The organism is Roseovarius sp. 217 (genome assembly GCF_000152845.1).
GTDB lineage: Bacteria > Pseudomonadota > Alphaproteobacteria > Rhodobacterales > Rhodobacteraceae > Roseovarius.
The window spans coordinates 1,509,458-1,525,318 of record NZ_CH902584.1 but is presented as its reverse complement, the minus strand read 5'-3'; the positions used below and the strand labels follow the sequence as shown (position 1 = coordinate 1,525,318).

General features: G+C 62.5%; 15 protein-coding genes. 12 read left to right on the top strand and 3 right to left on the bottom strand.

Features of this window, described 5'->3' with window-relative positions:
- Positions 1-36: 36 nt before the first annotated feature.
- Both ROS217_RS07235 and ROS217_RS07230 read right to left on the bottom strand, forming a co-directional pair.
- A complete protein-coding gene (locus ROS217_RS07235; RefSeq protein ID WP_009817044.1) occupies positions 37-726 on the bottom strand; it encodes a class I SAM-dependent methyltransferase in 690 nt (229 codons plus the stop codon).
- Entirely contained in the window at positions 719-1,846 is a 1,128-nt protein-coding gene (locus ROS217_RS07230; RefSeq protein ID WP_009817043.1) for a CaiB/BaiF CoA transferase family protein, read from the bottom strand. The genes ROS217_RS07235 and ROS217_RS07230 overlap by 8 nt, the downstream gene beginning before the upstream one ends.
- A gap of 152 nt (positions 1,847-1,998) precedes the next feature.
- Here ROS217_RS07230 and ROS217_RS07225 point away from each other — a divergent pair, with 152 nt between their 5' ends.
- The 12 genes from ROS217_RS07225 to ROS217_RS07170 all read left to right on the top strand — a co-directional run bounded on the left by ROS217_RS07225 (position 1,999) and on the right by ROS217_RS07170 (position 15,030).
- Complete coding sequence (locus ROS217_RS07225; protein ID WP_009817042.1) at positions 1,999-2,934, top strand: LysR family transcriptional regulator; 936 nt, start codon at positions 1,999-2,001, stop codon at positions 2,932-2,934.
- Positions 2,935-3,035: 101 nt separating this feature from the next.
- Positions 3,036-4,220 carry an acyl-CoA dehydrogenase family protein gene (locus ROS217_RS07220; protein ID WP_009817041.1) on the top strand — a complete coding sequence of 395 codons (1,185 nt, stop codon included), beginning with the start codon at positions 3,036-3,038 and terminating at the stop codon, positions 4,218-4,220.
- 9 nt (positions 4,221-4,229) lie between these two features.
- Positions 4,230-5,048: an FAS1-like dehydratase domain-containing protein gene (locus ROS217_RS07215; protein WP_009817040.1), complete on the top strand. Its 819-nt coding sequence runs from the start codon at positions 4,230-4,232 to the stop codon at positions 5,046-5,048.
- A 40-nt stretch (positions 5,049-5,088) separates the two neighbouring features.
- Positions 5,089-5,406 carry an ArsR/SmtB family transcription factor gene (locus ROS217_RS07210; protein ID WP_009817039.1) on the top strand — a complete coding sequence of 106 codons (318 nt, stop codon included), beginning with the start codon at positions 5,089-5,091 and terminating at the stop codon, positions 5,404-5,406.
- A 41-nt stretch (positions 5,407-5,447) separates the two neighbouring features.
- Positions 5,448-6,503 (top strand): permease, encoded by a 1,056-nt coding sequence (locus ROS217_RS07205; RefSeq protein ID WP_009817038.1) that lies wholly within the window; start codon positions 5,448-5,450, stop codon positions 6,501-6,503.
- A complete protein-coding gene (locus ROS217_RS07200; protein WP_009817037.1) occupies positions 6,500-7,321 on the top strand; it encodes a transglutaminase domain-containing protein in 822 nt (273 codons plus the stop codon). Before ROS217_RS07205 ends, ROS217_RS07200 begins: the two co-directional genes overlap by 4 nt.
- A 161-nt stretch (positions 7,322-7,482) precedes the next feature.
- Positions 7,483-8,499 carry a BMP family protein gene (locus ROS217_RS07195; RefSeq protein WP_254656386.1) on the top strand — a complete coding sequence of 339 codons (1,017 nt, stop codon included), beginning with the start codon at positions 7,483-7,485 and terminating at the stop codon, positions 8,497-8,499.
- Entirely contained in the window at positions 8,500-10,047 is a 1,548-nt protein-coding gene (locus ROS217_RS07190) for an ABC transporter ATP-binding protein (protein ID WP_009817035.1), read from the top strand.
- Positions 10,037-11,086, top strand: coding sequence for an ABC transporter permease (locus tag ROS217_RS07185; protein WP_009817034.1), 1,050 nt, complete (start codon positions 10,037-10,039; stop codon positions 11,084-11,086). Before ROS217_RS07190 ends, ROS217_RS07185 begins: the two co-directional genes overlap by 11 nt.
- A 3-nt stretch (positions 11,087-11,089) precedes the next feature.
- Positions 11,090-12,034, top strand: coding sequence for an ABC transporter permease (locus tag ROS217_RS07180; protein ID WP_009817033.1), 945 nt, complete (start codon positions 11,090-11,092; stop codon positions 12,032-12,034).
- Positions 12,034-13,311: an amidohydrolase family protein gene (locus ROS217_RS07175; RefSeq protein WP_009817032.1), complete on the top strand. Its 1,278-nt coding sequence runs from the start codon at positions 12,034-12,036 to the stop codon at positions 13,309-13,311. The genes ROS217_RS07180 and ROS217_RS07175 overlap by 1 nt, the downstream gene beginning before the upstream one ends.
- 99 nt (positions 13,312-13,410) lie before the next feature.
- Positions 13,411-15,030 carry a mucoidy inhibitor MuiA family protein gene (locus ROS217_RS07170; RefSeq protein WP_009817031.1) on the top strand — a complete coding sequence of 540 codons (1,620 nt, stop codon included), beginning with the start codon at positions 13,411-13,413 and terminating at the stop codon, positions 15,028-15,030.
- Here the strand turns inward: ROS217_RS07170 and ROS217_RS07165 are convergent.
- Positions 15,027-15,848, bottom strand: a complete 822-nt coding sequence (locus tag ROS217_RS07165) for an ABC transporter permease (protein WP_009817030.1) — start codon at positions 15,846-15,848, stop codon at positions 15,027-15,029. The genes ROS217_RS07170 and ROS217_RS07165 overlap by 4 nt on opposite strands.
- Positions 15,849-15,861 lie beyond the last annotated feature (13 nt).

The following is a 15,861-nucleotide window of genomic DNA, read 5'->3' as shown; positions in this document are numbered from 1 at the left end:
AGACATAAGACACCAGCCCCTAAACGCGACAGCCCCTCAGGGTTTTGCGGCGCGCAATCGCCAGAGGCGCAGCGGTTGGATCAATTCCGGCCCATTCGATCCCATGCTTACATGCACCGCATAAAGCCGCCCCAGCGTCTCGCGCTGTGCCTCGGCCAGGGCGCGCCGGGCGGGATCGACACGGGCAAGATAGGCAATAAAGGCGTCCAGATCAGCCACAGGCGTGGGCCGCGCATAGGTGACAGGCGCAGGGCCAGTGGCCTCGCCCGTAGCCAGCATCGTATCAATCGCCCGAATCGCCGCGTGACGTATCGCTGTCTCATCCTCGACCGGGCGCATCACCTCAAAGAACGCGCCTTCTGCCAAGGGTTCGACAATGATCACCTCGCCACCGGGGCGCAGCACGCGCAAGGCCTCTCGCAAGGCGTCCGGCATGAGAGGCACCGGGACATGGTGCAAGGAATTGAGAAAAACGCAGGCTTGAAAAGACGCGGCCGCAAAGGGCAGCGCCTCTGCCCCGCACGCCTCGAACCGGGCCTCGGGCACGGACAGACGCGCGGCAGCGACCGCCTCGGGCGAGGGGTCAATTCCGGTCACGTCATAGCCCGCGCGCGCCAGATTGCGCGCCAGCGCCCCATGACCACAGCCGATATCGAGCACCGCATGTGCGTCGATTTCGGACAGAATTGCCAAAAGACGCGTGCCGGTATCGTTTGTCTCAGTCATCGCCAAACTCCGCGCGCAGCGCGGCGCTATGCGCCCCAAGGGCGGGCACAGACCCCGACGCGGCCTCGACACCGTCGATCTGCGCGCCGGGGGCCAGCATTCGGACCGGGCCAGAGGGGGTGTCGACCGTGACGTGCCGGTTCTGCGGATGGCTCACGAGATCTTCCATTTCACTGACCCGTCCATAGGCGATCCGCGCGGCGCGCAATCGGTCCGCCATGGCGTCGCGCGGGATCGCGGCAAAGACCGGCCGCAGGATCGCGTCCAGCGCCGCGCGATTGGCAACGCGGGCCGAATTGCTGTCAAACCGCGGATCGCGGGCCAGCGCGGCGTCCCCCAGAATCGCCTCGCAGAACATCGCCCATTCCCGCTCGTTCTGGATCGAGATGAGCACCGCTTTTCCGTCACTGCCCTGATAGACACCATAGGGCGCGATAGTCGGGTGGTTGAGCCCCGCACGCTGCGGCACCTTTCCTCCATAAGCATATTGCAGGTAAGGCACATTCATCCAATCGCCCAGCGCATGAAAGAGCGAGACCGCGATATGCCGTCCCTCTCCGGTTGTCGCGCGACCGATCAGCGCCTCCAGAATGGCCTGATAGGCGGTCATTCCTGCCGCGATGTCGCAGACCGAAACCCCTGTGCGCGCCGGGCCATGCTCATTGCCGGTGATCGACGAGAGGCCGGTTTCAGCCTGCACCAGAAGGTCATAGGCCTTGAGGTCCGCCAATGGCCCTTCCTCACCATAGCCAGAGATCGAAACAGTGATCAGACGCGGGTAATCGGCGCGCAGCCGATCCGGCGCGAATCCCAACCGATCAATCGCACCCGGTGCGAGGTTCTGGATGAAGATATCTGCCCCCGCCAGCATCCGCTCCATCAGCGCGCGATCCGCCATTTGCCGCAGGTCGAGGCAGAGCGATTCCTTGCCCCGGTTGAGCCAGACGAAATAAGCGCTCTCCCCATGGACCAGCGCGTCATACCCGCGCGCGAAATCGCCTTCGGGCCGCTCGACCTTGACCACCCGCGCGCCTGCCTCGGCCAGACGGCTTGACGCATAGGGGGCGGCGACCGCCTGTTCGACGGAGACAACAAAAAGACCGGCAAGGTCGCTACGCATATGGGCCTCTTACTTCTGGGTCGCATTCCGGTGGAGCATGCCCCATTCCGTCCAGGATGAGAAATATCAGTGGCGTTGAACGGGTATAGCGCGGGGCTATAGGACATCATAGGCTTGCGCTCTGACCTTTCCAGTTGGTAGACGTTCAGCTTATGGATATCCGCCAACTCCGCTATTTCATCGCCATCGCCGAGGCCCCTTCGCTCTCGGCGGCGGCGCATCGACTGGGGGTCGCGCAACCCTCGCTCTCACAACATGTGGCGCGGATGGAAGCCGAGCTTGGTGTGCGCCTGATCGACCGCTCGCCGCGCGGCTCGATGCTGACCGCCGAGGGGCAAGTCCTCTTGCGTCACGCGCGCGAGATCACCACCGCAATGGAGCGCTGCGTGGACGAGATGCGCGATTCGTCGGGCGCGCCGCGCGGCAAGGTGGGATTTGGTCTGCCATCCTCTGTCTCTATGGTGCTGTCGGTCCCTCTCGCGGAAACCGTCCGTGTGGAATTGCCCGATATCCGTCTGCGCGTGGTCGAGGCGATGAGCGGCTATATCAAGTCATGGGTGAGCGACGGCACCGTTGACATGGGCTTTATCTACGACTTGCAGAACGCCGATCACTTTCGGATCACCCATGTGCTTGACGAACGTCTGCATGTTTATTCCGCCCCGGACAACTGGCCCTTTGATACGCCGCCCGGCACGCCGGTGCCGCTGCGTGCGCTCGAGCGGCTGGAGATGATTCTGCCCGAAGCCGCACATGGCCTGCGCAAGACGATCGAGAGCTATGCCGCGCCGCTTGGCCTGCGCCTGAATGTTCCCATCGAGATGGATGCGATGACGCAGATCAAAGAACTGGTGGCGCGCGGGTCTGGTCATGCGATCTTTTCGCCCTCAGCGGTGCATGACGCGGTTGCGCGGGGCGAACTTGTCGGCGCGCCCATCACGGCCCCTGATATGGTGCGACCGGTTTATCTGGTGAGCAACCCCTCCTTTCCCACCAGCCGCGCCAGTCGTGCGGTCGAGGCGATCACACTCGATGTGCTGCGCGATCTGGTGCAGCGGGGCATCTGGCAGGGTGAGTTGCGGCTATAGGCGCGCCCAATGGCCGCAAGCGGGCATTGGTATTTCCGTCAGGCCGGAAAACCTGCCACCTAGAGCACGAAAATCGGGCATGAGAAACATAAGAGGCTGACATGACGTCATTTGATCCAACGGCAGACTATGCCGATATCCGCGCAGGCGTGGCAAAGGTCTGCGCCGAGTTTCCCGGCGCCTATTGGCGCGATCTGGATGCGCGCCGTGCCTATCCCAAGGACTTCGTTGATGCGCTGATTCGCGAGGGGTATCTGGCGGCGATGATTCCCGAGGAATTCGGCGGATCGGGGCTTAATCTGACGGCAGCCTCGGTCATACTCGAGGAAATCCACCGCTCTGGTTGCAATGCCGCCGCCTGTCACGCGCAGATGTATACAATGGGCACCGTGCTGCGCCACGGGTCCGAGGCGCAAAAGGCGGCCTATCTGCCCGGCATCGCCGATGGCTCCTTGCGTCTTCAGGCCTTTGGCGTGACCGAGCCCACCAGCGGCACTGACACGCTGGCGCTGAAAACAACGGCGCGGCGGGATGGCGATGAGTATGTCATCAACGGCCAGAAAATCTGGACTTCGCGGGTGGAACATTCAGACCTGATGGTTCTCTTGGCCCGCACCACACCGCGCGAGGAGGCGAAATCGAAAACGGACGGTCTGTCGGTCTTTCTCATCGACCTGCGCGGCAAGGTGGGTCACGGCATCGACATCCGGCCCATCCGCACCATGATCAACCACGCCACGACCGAAGTGTTCTTTGACAACCTGCGCATTCCAGCGGACAGCCTGATCGGAGAAGAGGGCAAGGGATTTCGCTATATCCTCTCGGGCATGAATTCCGAGCGTATCCTGATCGCCGCCGAATGTATCGGCGATGCCAAATGGTTCCTCAAGACCGGGTCCGACTATGCCCGCGAGCGGGTGGTGTTTGGCGCGCCCATCGGGGTCAATCAGGGCGTGCAATTCCCACTGGCCCGCGCTCAGGCGCATCTGATGGCCGCCGAGGCGATCGTCTACCGCGCAGCCGCGATGTATGACGCAGGCCACAATCCCGGCGTCGAAGCGAACACCGCCAAACTCTTGGCCTCTGAGGCGAGTTGGGAGGCGGCAGAGGCCTGCATGCAGACCCATGGCGGCTTTGCCTTTGCCGAGGAATATGATGTCGAGCGTAAATTTCGCGAGGCGCGGCTCTATCAGATCGCGCCGATTTCGACCAATCTCATCCTGTGCCATATTGCCGAACAGGTGCTTGGCCTGCCAAAATCCTACGGGCCGGGACGTGGGCAATAGGGGAACGGAATGAACGATTACGCAGATTGGATCGGGCGCAGCTATAGCCGGTCAGAGCCGATTTCCGCGCGGCTGGTCCGGGAGTACCGCGCCACGCTGGCGGGCACTCTGGCCGAGGTGGATATGCCTGTTGGGCTGCATTGGTGTCTGGTGCCCGATACGGTCACGCCTGATCAGTTGGGGCGCGATTGCCATCCCAAGACGGGCATTTTCCTACCTGCCCTGTCCTTGCCCCGCCGCATGTGGGCGGGGGGAGAGATCGAATTTCACGCGCCCTTTGCCGCCGGTGATCTGGTGACGCGAGAGACGACGATTGACGATGTGACCTTCAAGGACGGGCGCAGCGGCAAGCTGGGCTTTGTCACGCAGCGACATGTCTACAGCGTGGACGGGGCGGCGCGCCTGACCGAGCGGCAGGATATCGTCTACCGCGAAGACCCCAAGCCGGGACAGGCCAAGACGCCGGAGGCCGCTGAGGAGTGGCCCGGTGCGACCGCATGGCAGATTACGCCGGATTCGACCCTGCTTTTCCGGTTCTCGTCGCTCACCTTCAATGGCCACCGCATCCATTATGACCACCCCTATGCAACCGGGGTTGAGGGGTATGAGGGGCTGGTTGTGCATGGTCCGATGCAGGCGGTCTGGATGATGAATCTGGCCACCCATTTCCTGGGCCACCTGCCGACGCGGTTCACCTATCGCGGCCTGACGCCGCTTATCTGCAACCTGCCCGTCGCAATCGAAGCGCGCCAGACAGACGGCGGTCTCGACCTGCGGGTGCGGCGCACGGGCGATGGGGTGGCGACCATGGCGGCACGTGCCGAGTGAGATAGATTGACATAACTAGAATTATCGTTATATTGATCGCATGAGCATCACAAGCCCCACAGCCCGCGCCCTTGCTGCCCTTGGCCATGACACGCGCCTTGCGATCTTTCGCCTGTTGGTACGCGCGGGCGACGAAGGGTTGAACGTGGGTGACATCGGTCAGCATCTGGATCAGGCGCCTTCAACCCTCGCGCACCACCTCTCGGCGCTGGTCGAGGCTGGTTTAGTGGTGCAAGAACGGCAGGGGCGCGCGGTGATCAACCGCGTGGATTATGCTGCCATGCGCCGCACGCTGAATTTCCTGACCTCGGAATGCTGCACCGGGGTGAAGTTGGCCAAGACAGAGACTGCTGCCTGAACGCCATTTATTTGGCCAAACTTAACGACATTTCTAGGGATATGGACATGACAGACTCGAGCCTTCCGCAACCACGCGCAACCGTCATATTGCGACGCGCGTGGAAAGATCACCGCATCTGGATGATATCCGCCCTGATCCTGATCGTGCTTGCAATCTTCGATGCGGCGCAGGCCCGCGCCACGCTGGTCTTTACGACCGACGCCCTTCTTGGCACCGCGCCGTTTCTCCTGCTCTCCATCGGCATCGCCGCATGGGCGACAGCCACCGGCGCGGACAATCTGATCGCGCGCGCCTTTACCGGCGCACCGGCGATGATGATCCTGCTCGCGGCCTTTGCGGGCGGACTCTCGCCTTTTTGCTCTTGCGGAGTGATTCCGCTGATCGCCGCCCTTTTGGCGATGGGTGTGCCGCTCTCGGCGGTCATGGCCTTCTGGCTTGCCTCGCCGGTGATGGACCCGTCAATGTTCATGCTGACCACCGGCGTTCTCGGGCTAGAGTTTGCCGTTGCCAAGACATTGGCCGCTGTCGGCCTGGGCCTTATGGGTGGCTGGGTCGTGCATCTGGTGGGCCGCGCCGGGGGGCTAAGCGATCCGCTGCGCGACGGCATCGGCAACGGTGGTTGTGGCGGCAGTAAAGTGCGCGCGCCCAAGCCGGTGGTCTGGCGGTTTTGGACCGATCAGGCACGCCGGGCCAAGTTTTCCCGTGAGGCGCTGACTGTGACCCTGTTTCTGCTGAAATGGCTCACTTTGGCGTTTATCCTGGAAAGTCTCATGCTGGCCTTTGTCCCGGCAGAGACCATCACGAAGGCGCTTGGCGGCACCGGCATCGGCCCGATCTTCCTCGGCACCCTGATTGGCGTCCCTGCCTATCTCAACGGCTACGCCGCCCTGCCACTGGTCGGCGGATTGATCGGTCAGGGCATGGCCCCCGGTGCCGGTCTGGCCTTTCTCGTGGCCGGGGGCGTCACCTCTTTGCCTGCTGCGATTGCGGTCTGGGCGTTGGTCAAGCCACGGGTTTTCGCGCTCTATATCGCGCTGTCGCTCACCGGGGCGTTTGCGGCGGGCCTGCTCTTTCAACTGTGGAACATGGCATGAGGCAGTTGCGGATTGAGGTGAGCGGCCTTCAACCCGGCGCGCACCTGTTGGCCCCGGCTGGCATGTGCAGCCCCGGGGACGCGGTGACAGCCACGACCGTGACGGGAGGAGAGATCACTACCGTCGCACTTGAGCCGGAATTGGGTCTTGCCGCGCTCTGGATCGAGGCAGCAGGGACAAGCCTGACACTCACCCATATCATCGCGCCAGCCCCCATCGGCCAAGGTTATCCCGAGGCGGTCTTTGCCCCACGCGTCACCCGATATACCGCCGCCGCCGCTGATCTGGCCGAGGCCAGCCGCGCCATTGCAGCCAAGGCAGGCGGGGGGCGCGCGGGTATCGACGCATTGGTGGCCGAGGCCGAGGCGCGTTTTACCTACGATCACCCTGAGGCGCGATTCAACGATGGCACAGAGGCGGTGCCCTATCTCTCTTGCGGAACGACGCCCGGCTCTTGTGTGGATATCAACACCTATCTTGTCGCCAGCCTGCGCGCGGCGGGCTATGTCTATGGCTACTTTTTTCCGGCGGAAAAGGGTGGCGTCACCCATGACATGCATTGCTGGGTCGTCACCCGCCATGCCGGCGCGGTGTTGGACTGGGACATTGCGCATCACATGAAGGCGGGGCTTGGCCCGACCAAGCCGGGCCTCAATCCACGGCCCGGTTGGCGCGTGGCTCTCGGGCACTCCATGGGGCATTGCTATCGCAGGGGCGAGACGACGGCCCGCCTCAAACTTTTGGCTGAGCCGATGCAGGCGGGGCCGGACGGCACATGGCAGAAACTACCGATCACCGCGCGCCTGCCCGCAGCCTGACCCTTGCGAACCTGCTCGCATTTTGAGCATAAACCGCTGGGAGTCGGCCTCTCAGCGGTTTAGTTTTGTCCAGTGGCAAATTTCTGTAGAAAATCTGCCGGATAAATTTTACCAATTGGTAAAACCAAAAAGACTGCCCACCTGCCAACATGGAGATCAACATGACACGCCTGCCACTTTCCCGCCGCCGCTTTATGGCCACCTCGGCCGGAGCGGCTCTCATTGCCGGGGCCTCTGGCCTTGCCTCGCCGCTGCGCGCCGCAGAACCGATCAAGACCGCCGGTATTTATACCGTGCCCGTTGAACAACAATGGGTCAGCCGCATTCACAAAGCCGCCATGACCGCGCAAGAGCGTGGCGATGTCGAGTATGTCTATTCCGAGAATGTCTCGAATACCGATTACGCCCGCGTCATGCGGGAGTATGCCGAACAGGGCTACAAGCTCATCATCGGTGAGGTCTTCGCGGTCGAGCAAGAGGCTCGCGAAGTCGCCGCCGATTATCCAGATATCGCCTTCCTGATGGGATCGAGCTTCAAGCAGGATGACGCCCTGCCAAATTTCGCCGTGTTCGACAACTACATTCAGGACGCCTCATATCTCTCGGGCATCATCGCGGGCGCCATGACCAAGACCGCCAATATCGGGATGGTCGGCGGTTTCCCGATCCCCGAGGTCAATCGTCTGATGCATGCCTTCATGGCCGGTGCGCAGGAGATGAATCCGGACATCAAGTTTCAGGTGAGCTTTATCGGCTCGTGGTTCGATCCGCCCAAGGCCAAGGAAACTGCCTTTGCGATGATCGAAGGCGGCGCGGACATGCTCTATGCCGAACGCTTTGGTGTCTCGGATGCGGCACAGGAAAAGGGCGTGCTGGCCATCGGCAACGTGATCGACACCCAAGCCGATTATCCCGAGACGGTTGTCGCCTCTGCGCTCTGGCATTTTGAGCCGACGCTTGATGCCGCGATTGCCGCCGTGAACGCGGGCAATTTCACCGCCGCCGATTATGGGGTCTATTCCTTCATGAAGGAAGGCGGATCGTCACTGGCCCCGCTTGGCACGTTCGAGGGCAAGGTGCCAGAGGCGGCTTTGGCGTTGGTGGCGGAACGCGAGGCGGCGATCAAGGCGGGGACGTTCTCTGTCGAGATCAACGACGAAGAGCCGAAATCCTCGTAAATGACAGGCGCAGACACGGCGCAGGTCGTTCTGCGCCTCGATCGGATCACCAAGCGTTTCGGCGCGCTCACCGCGAATGACGCGGTGAGCCTCGACTTACGGCGGGGCGAGGTTGTTGCCCTCTTGGGCGAGAACGGCGCAGGCAAGACCACGCTGATGAACATCCTCTTTGGCCAATACACCGCCGACGAGGGACAAGTGATGGTGATGGGACGGGCCTTGCCCCCCGGCAATCCGCGCGCGGCGCTCGAGGCGGGCGTGGGTATGGTGCATCAGCATTTCACGCTGGCCGACAACCTGACGGTTCTGGATAACGTGACACTTGGCACCGAACCGCTCTGGCGCTGGCGCTCTGATACTGCCGCCGCGCGCGCCAAAATTGCCAAACTCTCGGCGGATTTTCATCTGGCCGTTGATCCCGACGCTCGCGTTGGAAGCCTGACGGTGGGGGAACGGCAGCGGGTCGAAATCCTCAAGGCGCTCTACCGCGAGGCGCGCATTCTCATTCTGGACGAGCCGACCGCCGTTCTGACACCGCAGGAAACCGACGACCTCTTTGCAACATTGCGTGAAGCGGTGGCCAAAGGCCTGTCGATCGTGTTCATCAGCCACAAACTGCATGAGGTGATGGATATCGCCCACCGGGTCGTGATCCTGCACCATGGCAAGGTTGTGGCGGAAATGGCCACGACAGATACTGACCGCCACGCGCTTGCCGCCGCGATGGTCGGCAGTGAAGTCAGCGCGCCACGGGTGGCCCCCGGCACACCCGGCGCGCCGCTCTTGCAGTTGCACGCGGTCACCACGCCCGACCAAGGCAGCGCGCCGGGGCTGAAATCCGTGACGCTGTCGTTGCGCGCGGGGCAGATCACCGGGCTGGCGGGTGTTTCCGGCAACGGCCAGGCGGCGCTGGCCGATCTCATTGCCGGTCTCAGCGTCCCTGCTTCGGGGCGGCTTGATCTGGGTGAGGCTGACTTGGCGCAATGGTCGCCGCGCGCCGCCGTTGAACATGGCATCGCGCGCATTCCCGAAGACAGGCACAAAACCGGCACAATCGCCGATTTCTCCCTGACTGAGAATGCCATTCTGGAGAGCTATCACAAACCGCCCATGAGCCGCGCCGGCTGGATGAACTGGCCACGCGCCGAGGCGGAAACACAGGCGATTATCAAAGGCTATGACATACGCTGTCCCGGGCCTGATACGCGCATTCGCCTACTTTCAGGCGGGAATATGCAGAAACTGATCCTTGGCCGCGTGCTCGAGGCCAATCCGTGTATCATCCTTGCCAACCAACCCGTCCGAGGGCTGGATATCGGCGCGGTGAACTATGTGCATGAACAATTGCTCAAGGCGCGCGACCGGGGGGCGGCGGTGCTGCTCATTTCCGAGGATCTGGACGAGATCATGGCGCTCTCGGATGTGATCCATGTGATGTCCGAAGGTCGCCTCTCACCGGAATTCGCGCGCGGCACCATGACCCCCGCCGCTCTGGGCGTCTGGATGGCGGGGCATGGCTTTGACGAGGGGTTGGCGCATGCGTCTTGAACCCATCGCAAACCCGAGCCTCGCGCGCAGCACCCTGCCACCTATGCTGGCGATTGTTGCGACCGTGGTCGTCGCGTCGCTCTTGGCGATGCTGGCCGGGGCCAATCCCTTTGCCGTTCTTGGATTGATCCTCAAGGGCGCGGCGGGGTCACAATTCGCCGTGTTAGAGACACTGAACCGCGCCACGCCACTTATTTTCACCGGGCTTGCAGTGGCGGTGGCGTTCCGCGCCCGGCTCTGGAACATCGGGGCCGAGGCGCAGCTATATGCCGGAGCCTTGATGACGGTCGTGTTGGGCACCGGGGTGTTGTCTTGGCCCGCCGCAGCGCTCTTGCCCACGCTGGTGCTCGTATCGATGCTGGCCGGTGCGGTGGTTCTTCTCATCCCTGCGCTGCTCAAGGTGCGGTTTGGCGTCGATGAGGTGGTCACAACGCTATTGTTCAACTTCATCTTTCTGCTGTTCATCTCTCTCCTGCTCGAAGGACCACTCAAAGACCCGATGGGCATGGGATGGCCCAAATCCGAGCGCCTGATTGCCGAGGCGCGCCTGCCGCGCCTTATCGAAGGGTTGCGCCTGCATTGGGGCTTCGCCTTGGCGCTCATTGCCGCCGGTCTCGTTTGGCTGGTCGAGCGGCGCACCACCTTGGGCTATGAGATGCGCGCCGTTGGCCTGAACCGCGAGGCGGCGCGCTTTGCCGGTATTCCGGTCAACGCGGTGTTGATCAAGACGGCACTCCTGTCAGGTGGTCTTGCAGCCTTGGCCGGTTTTTCCGAGGTGGCGGGCGTCAAAGGCAGCCTCACGCTCGATCTCAGCCCCGGCTTTGGTTATACTGGCATCATCGTGGCGATGCTTGCGCTGCTCAATCCGTTGGGTGTCATCGCAGCCGCCCTCTTTGTCGCAGGCATCTTTGTGGGTGCTGACAGCATGAGCCGCGCGGTGGGCGTGCCCACTTATCTCGCCGATATCATGCTCGCCACGGCACTCCTGTTGATGGTGCTGGCGATCCTGCTCACGCGGTTCCGGGTGGTGAGGGAATAGCCCATGGATATTTTCGACATCCTCCTCTCCGCCAGCTTCTGGGCCGCCGCGATCCGCATCGCCAGCCCACTGATTTTCGCCACCTTGGGCGAGTTGATCTGCGAACGTGCGGGCGTGCTCAACCTCGGGATCGAGGGGATCATGGTTGCAGGCGCATTTGCGGGCTGGATGGCGGTCTATTCCGGTCTGGGCCTCTGGCCCGGTGTCGCCGTGGCGATGGTCGTGGGCATGGGATTTGGCGCGGTGCATAGCCTTTTGACCGTGCCCTTCGGCCTCTCTCAGCATGTGGTGGGGTTAGGCGTCACGCTTCTCGCCACCTCGTCAACCTATTACGCCTATCGTCTGGCGTTGCCAGAGGTGACAAGCCCACCCAAGATCATGGCCTTTAAACCTTGGGAAATCCCGCTGCTGTCGGACATTCCCCTGATTGGTCCCGCGCTTTTTTCACAAACCCCGCTCACCTATCTGGCGTTCATTCTGGTCGGCGTCGTCAGCCTCGTGCTCTACCGCACGCCTCTTGGCCTTGCGCTGCGTGCGGCGGGCGAGAACCCGGCGGCGGTGGCGGCACAGGGCCTGTCGGTCACCGGCCTGCGCATGGGCGCGGTGATCGTCGGATCAGGGCTGATGGCGGTGGGCGGCGCGTTCCTGACCATGTCGGCGTTTGATTCCTTCTTCTTCGAGATGGTCAACGGGCGCGGCTGGATCTGCATCGCGCTGGTGGTCTTTGGCGCGTGGAAACCGGGCAAGGCGCTCTTGGGAGCCGTGCTTTTTGCCGCCTTTGACGCGCTGCAAATCCGGGTGCAACAGACACCACTCGGGGCGGATATTCCCTATCAGATCTTCCTGATGACGCCCTATGTCCTCTCCATCCTCGCGCTCATCGTCATGTCGCGCCGCGCCGAGGTGCCCGCCGCCCTGATGGTGGCCTTCAACAAGGGAGAACGCTGATGTTCGATCTGATCGTCAAGGGCGGCACGCTGCCCGATGGCAGCACCGCCGATATTGGTATCACCCGCGACCGGATCACGGCGATGGGCAGGCTTGAGGGGGCCGAGACGGGCCAGGTGATCGACGCCACCGGCGATCTGGTCAGCCCGCCCTTTGTCGATCCGCATTTCCACCTTGATGCGACGCTGAGTTACGGCCTGCCGCGCATCAACGCCTCTGGCACGCTCCTCGAGGGGATCGGCCTCTGGGGCGAGTTGAAAAAGATCGTGACGCAAGAGGACATGGTCACCCGCGCGCTGGAATATTGCGATTGGGCCGCCTCGATGGGCCTTCTGGCGATCCGCAGTCATGTCGATACCTGTGACGACAGCCTCAAAGGCGTGGCGGCGATGCTCGAGGTGCGCGACAAGGTCAAAGGCTATATCGACCTGCAACTCGTGGCCTTTCCGCAGGACGGGTTCTACCGCGACCCCACCGCGCGCGCCAACACGCTGCGCGCCCTCGACATGGGCGTGGACGTTGTGGGCGGCATCCCGCATTTCGAGCGCACGATGGCGGATGGTGCGGCGTCCGTGCGCGAACTCTGCGAGATTGCGGCGGCGCGTGGCCTGCGTGTGGACATGCATTGCGACGAGAGCGACGACCCGTTGAGCCGCCATATCGAGATGCTGGCTTATGAAACGCAGCGCCTCGGGCTTCAGGGGCGGGTGGCCGGATCACACCTGACGTCCATGCATTCGATGGACAATTACTATGTCTCGAAACTCCTGCCGCTGATGGCCGAGGCAGGCGTGGCCGCGATTCCCAATCCGCTGATCAACATCATGTTGCAGGGACGGCACGACACATTCCCCAAACGGCGCGGTCTCACACGGGTCAAGGAAATGCAGGCGCAGGGCATCACCGTCGGCTGGGGTCAGGATTGCGTGCGCGACCCGTGGTATTCCCTCGGCACCGCCGACATGCTCGATGTCGCCTTCATGGGGCTGCATGTGGCGCAGATGTCGAGCCCCGAAGAGATGCGGCGCTGTTTCGACATGGTGACAGTTGAGAACGCCCGCATTCTGGGGCTTGAGGATTACGGCCTGCATGTGGGTGCCGTGGCCTCACTTGTCGTGCTGGATGCGGACGATCCGATTGAGGCCGTGCGCCTGCGTGCCGCGCGCCTTGCGGTCCTGTCCAAGGGGCGCCTCATTGCCCGCACTCCGCGCGGCGATGCCACGCTAGAGCTGCCGGGGCGGCCCGGTTCTGTGCGGCGGCGGCACCCGGTGGCATAGCGCCCCCACGGCGTAAACCTGCGCATGACCACGCGGCACGCTTGCACTCTGGCCAAGCAACCCCGAAACATCGCTACAGATAATTCAGGAGTGTCCCGCATGCGTGTCCTTTCCGTGCCTTTGATCTTTCTCGCCCTGCCCGCCATGGCCGAGGATATCGCCCTCGCGAGCCGGGTCAGCGCCGTGATCCTCTATCCCCAAGGCGCGACCGTGACCCGCGAAGTGCCATTTAGCGCCCCCACCGGACAGCATGACCTCATCCTCGCCGACCTGCCACAAGGCACGCCGCTGGCCTCAGTGCGCGTCACGGTCGAGGGCGCACGCATGGGCGGGGTCACCACCCGCAACGATTACGTGCCGCCGCGCGATCCGGACGACAGCGACGCGCTGATCGCCGCCCGCGCCGAGGTGGAGCGGCTGGAAGAGGCACTGCGCACCGCCCGCAACGAGATCACCGACATTCGCCTAGAAGCCGACGCCGCCCGCGCCCGCATCACCTTTCTGAGCCAGATCGGTCAGGGCGACGGGGCAGCCGCCCTCGCCATCGACCAACTGCGTGACCTCACGACCATGATCGGCGCTGAAACCCTTGCCGCGCGGCAAGCCGAAGCCGATGCCACCCGCCGCGCCGATACCGCAGAACGCGCGCTCAAGGACCAGATCGAGACGCTGGAAGAGGCGCGTCAGGCGCTCAATGCGCTCGTTCCGGAGGACGAGGCCCGCGCCATGCTCGCCGTGGCCATCACCTCGGACACCGAGACCCAAGGCATGCTCACCGTGACCTACACCATCCCCGATGCAGGCTGGCAACCGCTCTACGATCTGCATCTGGCGCGCGACAGCGGCGCTCTGCGGATCGACCGGGGGGCTTTTGTGCAGCAATCCACCGGCGAGAACTGGCAGAACATTTCGCTCTCCCTCTCGACATTGCGCCCCTCCGAGCAAACCGAACCGGGTCAGATCTGGCCTTGGATACCCCGCATTCAGGACCCCGAGGAAATCCAGCCCTTGGCGCGGGGCAAGGCAGAATCCGGGCTGATGACCATGGCCGCCCCGATGGCAGAGGCCGCCAATGCCGACATGGCCAGCGCCAGCTTTGACGGGCTCTCCGTCACCTACAGCTATCCCACGCCGGTCACCGTCACCACCGGGGCGGATCGCGTCCGCCTGATGCTCGCCCCGCTGGAAACAGACGCAGAGATTGTGGCGCAGGCGGTGCCGATGCTCGATCCGACGGCCTTTGTCATGGCGCGACTGACCAATGGCACAGGCGAGATTCTATTGCCGACGCCGGAAGCCCGATTTTATCTTGATGGTCGGTATGTCGGGCAACGCTGGCTTGATCTGATCGCGGACGGGGACAAGGCCGACATGTCCTTTGGCCCCATCGAGGGACTGCGACTGACCCGTCTGGTGACAGATCGCAACGAAGGTGACCGAGGTATCATCACAAAATCCAATCAACAAACCGAGGCTGTTGAAATCACCGTCGAAAATCTGACCGGCGAGACATGGCCCCTGCGTCTGATTGATCGCGTGCCGGTATCAGAACAGGAGGATCTGGAGATCACATGGGAGGCCGAGCCGATGCCCGCCGAGCGCGACATCGACGGCGCACGCGGCATTCTGGCATGGACCTTTGATCTGCCCGCCGGAGAGACGCGCAAGATCACTCTGGACACAACGCTCACGTGGCCCGAAGGCAAGGTGCTGCGCTAGCGCCGCGCCTCCCAACTGCTGGAGGCATATTGGCGCGTATAGAACTCTCCCATCAACCCGATCATCAGCAGCGCAAGCCCGACATAGATCGGATACTCTAGAGAGGTTCTATGCGGGAAATAGTTGATGAATACAAAGCCACGGGTCTGGTCGATGATGTGAAAGAGTGGGTTCCAGTCGAACATGTTCATCATGAAGGTGGGAAGGGTGTTGACCACGAACATCTTGCCCGAAGCAATCATATTTGCGCGCTGATAAATTGAGGCGAATATGGAAACAAATCCGGGCGACCATGGCTTGATCGCCATAAGAACAAGACCGACCGACAGACCCGTAAACCAAGCGGCAAGGATCATTCCGAACGCCTGAATGGGTTGGTAGATCGTGATTGGCACAAAGCCCACGTGATAGACAAAGAGCACCACAAACAACGACAATACCTGAATATAGAGCGAGCTTAGGGCAGCGGCGGAAATCGCGATGATCGTGTTCATCGGCGCGTGCTGCATCATCGGCGAGGCTGGTCCCTCGGCCCCGATGACTGCGCTCATCGCCTTGATATGTGTGATGTAGATGAAGATGCCGGACATCATGAACAGAAGAAAGTCGCCACGCATCTTTGTTCCCTTTAGGCCCAGCACGCTGAACATCAGGTAAAAGGCCAGAACCATGATCACGACGGTCATGATATTCTTGGCCAGAGCGATGATCGCGTTTCCGTCGCTTTTGCGGACGTCTCGCACGGCTGCGTGATAGATCAACTCTGCAATGACAATTGCTGAATGCAGCCTTGAACGGGGACGCGTTGTTTTGAACATTGGAAAGTGTCGC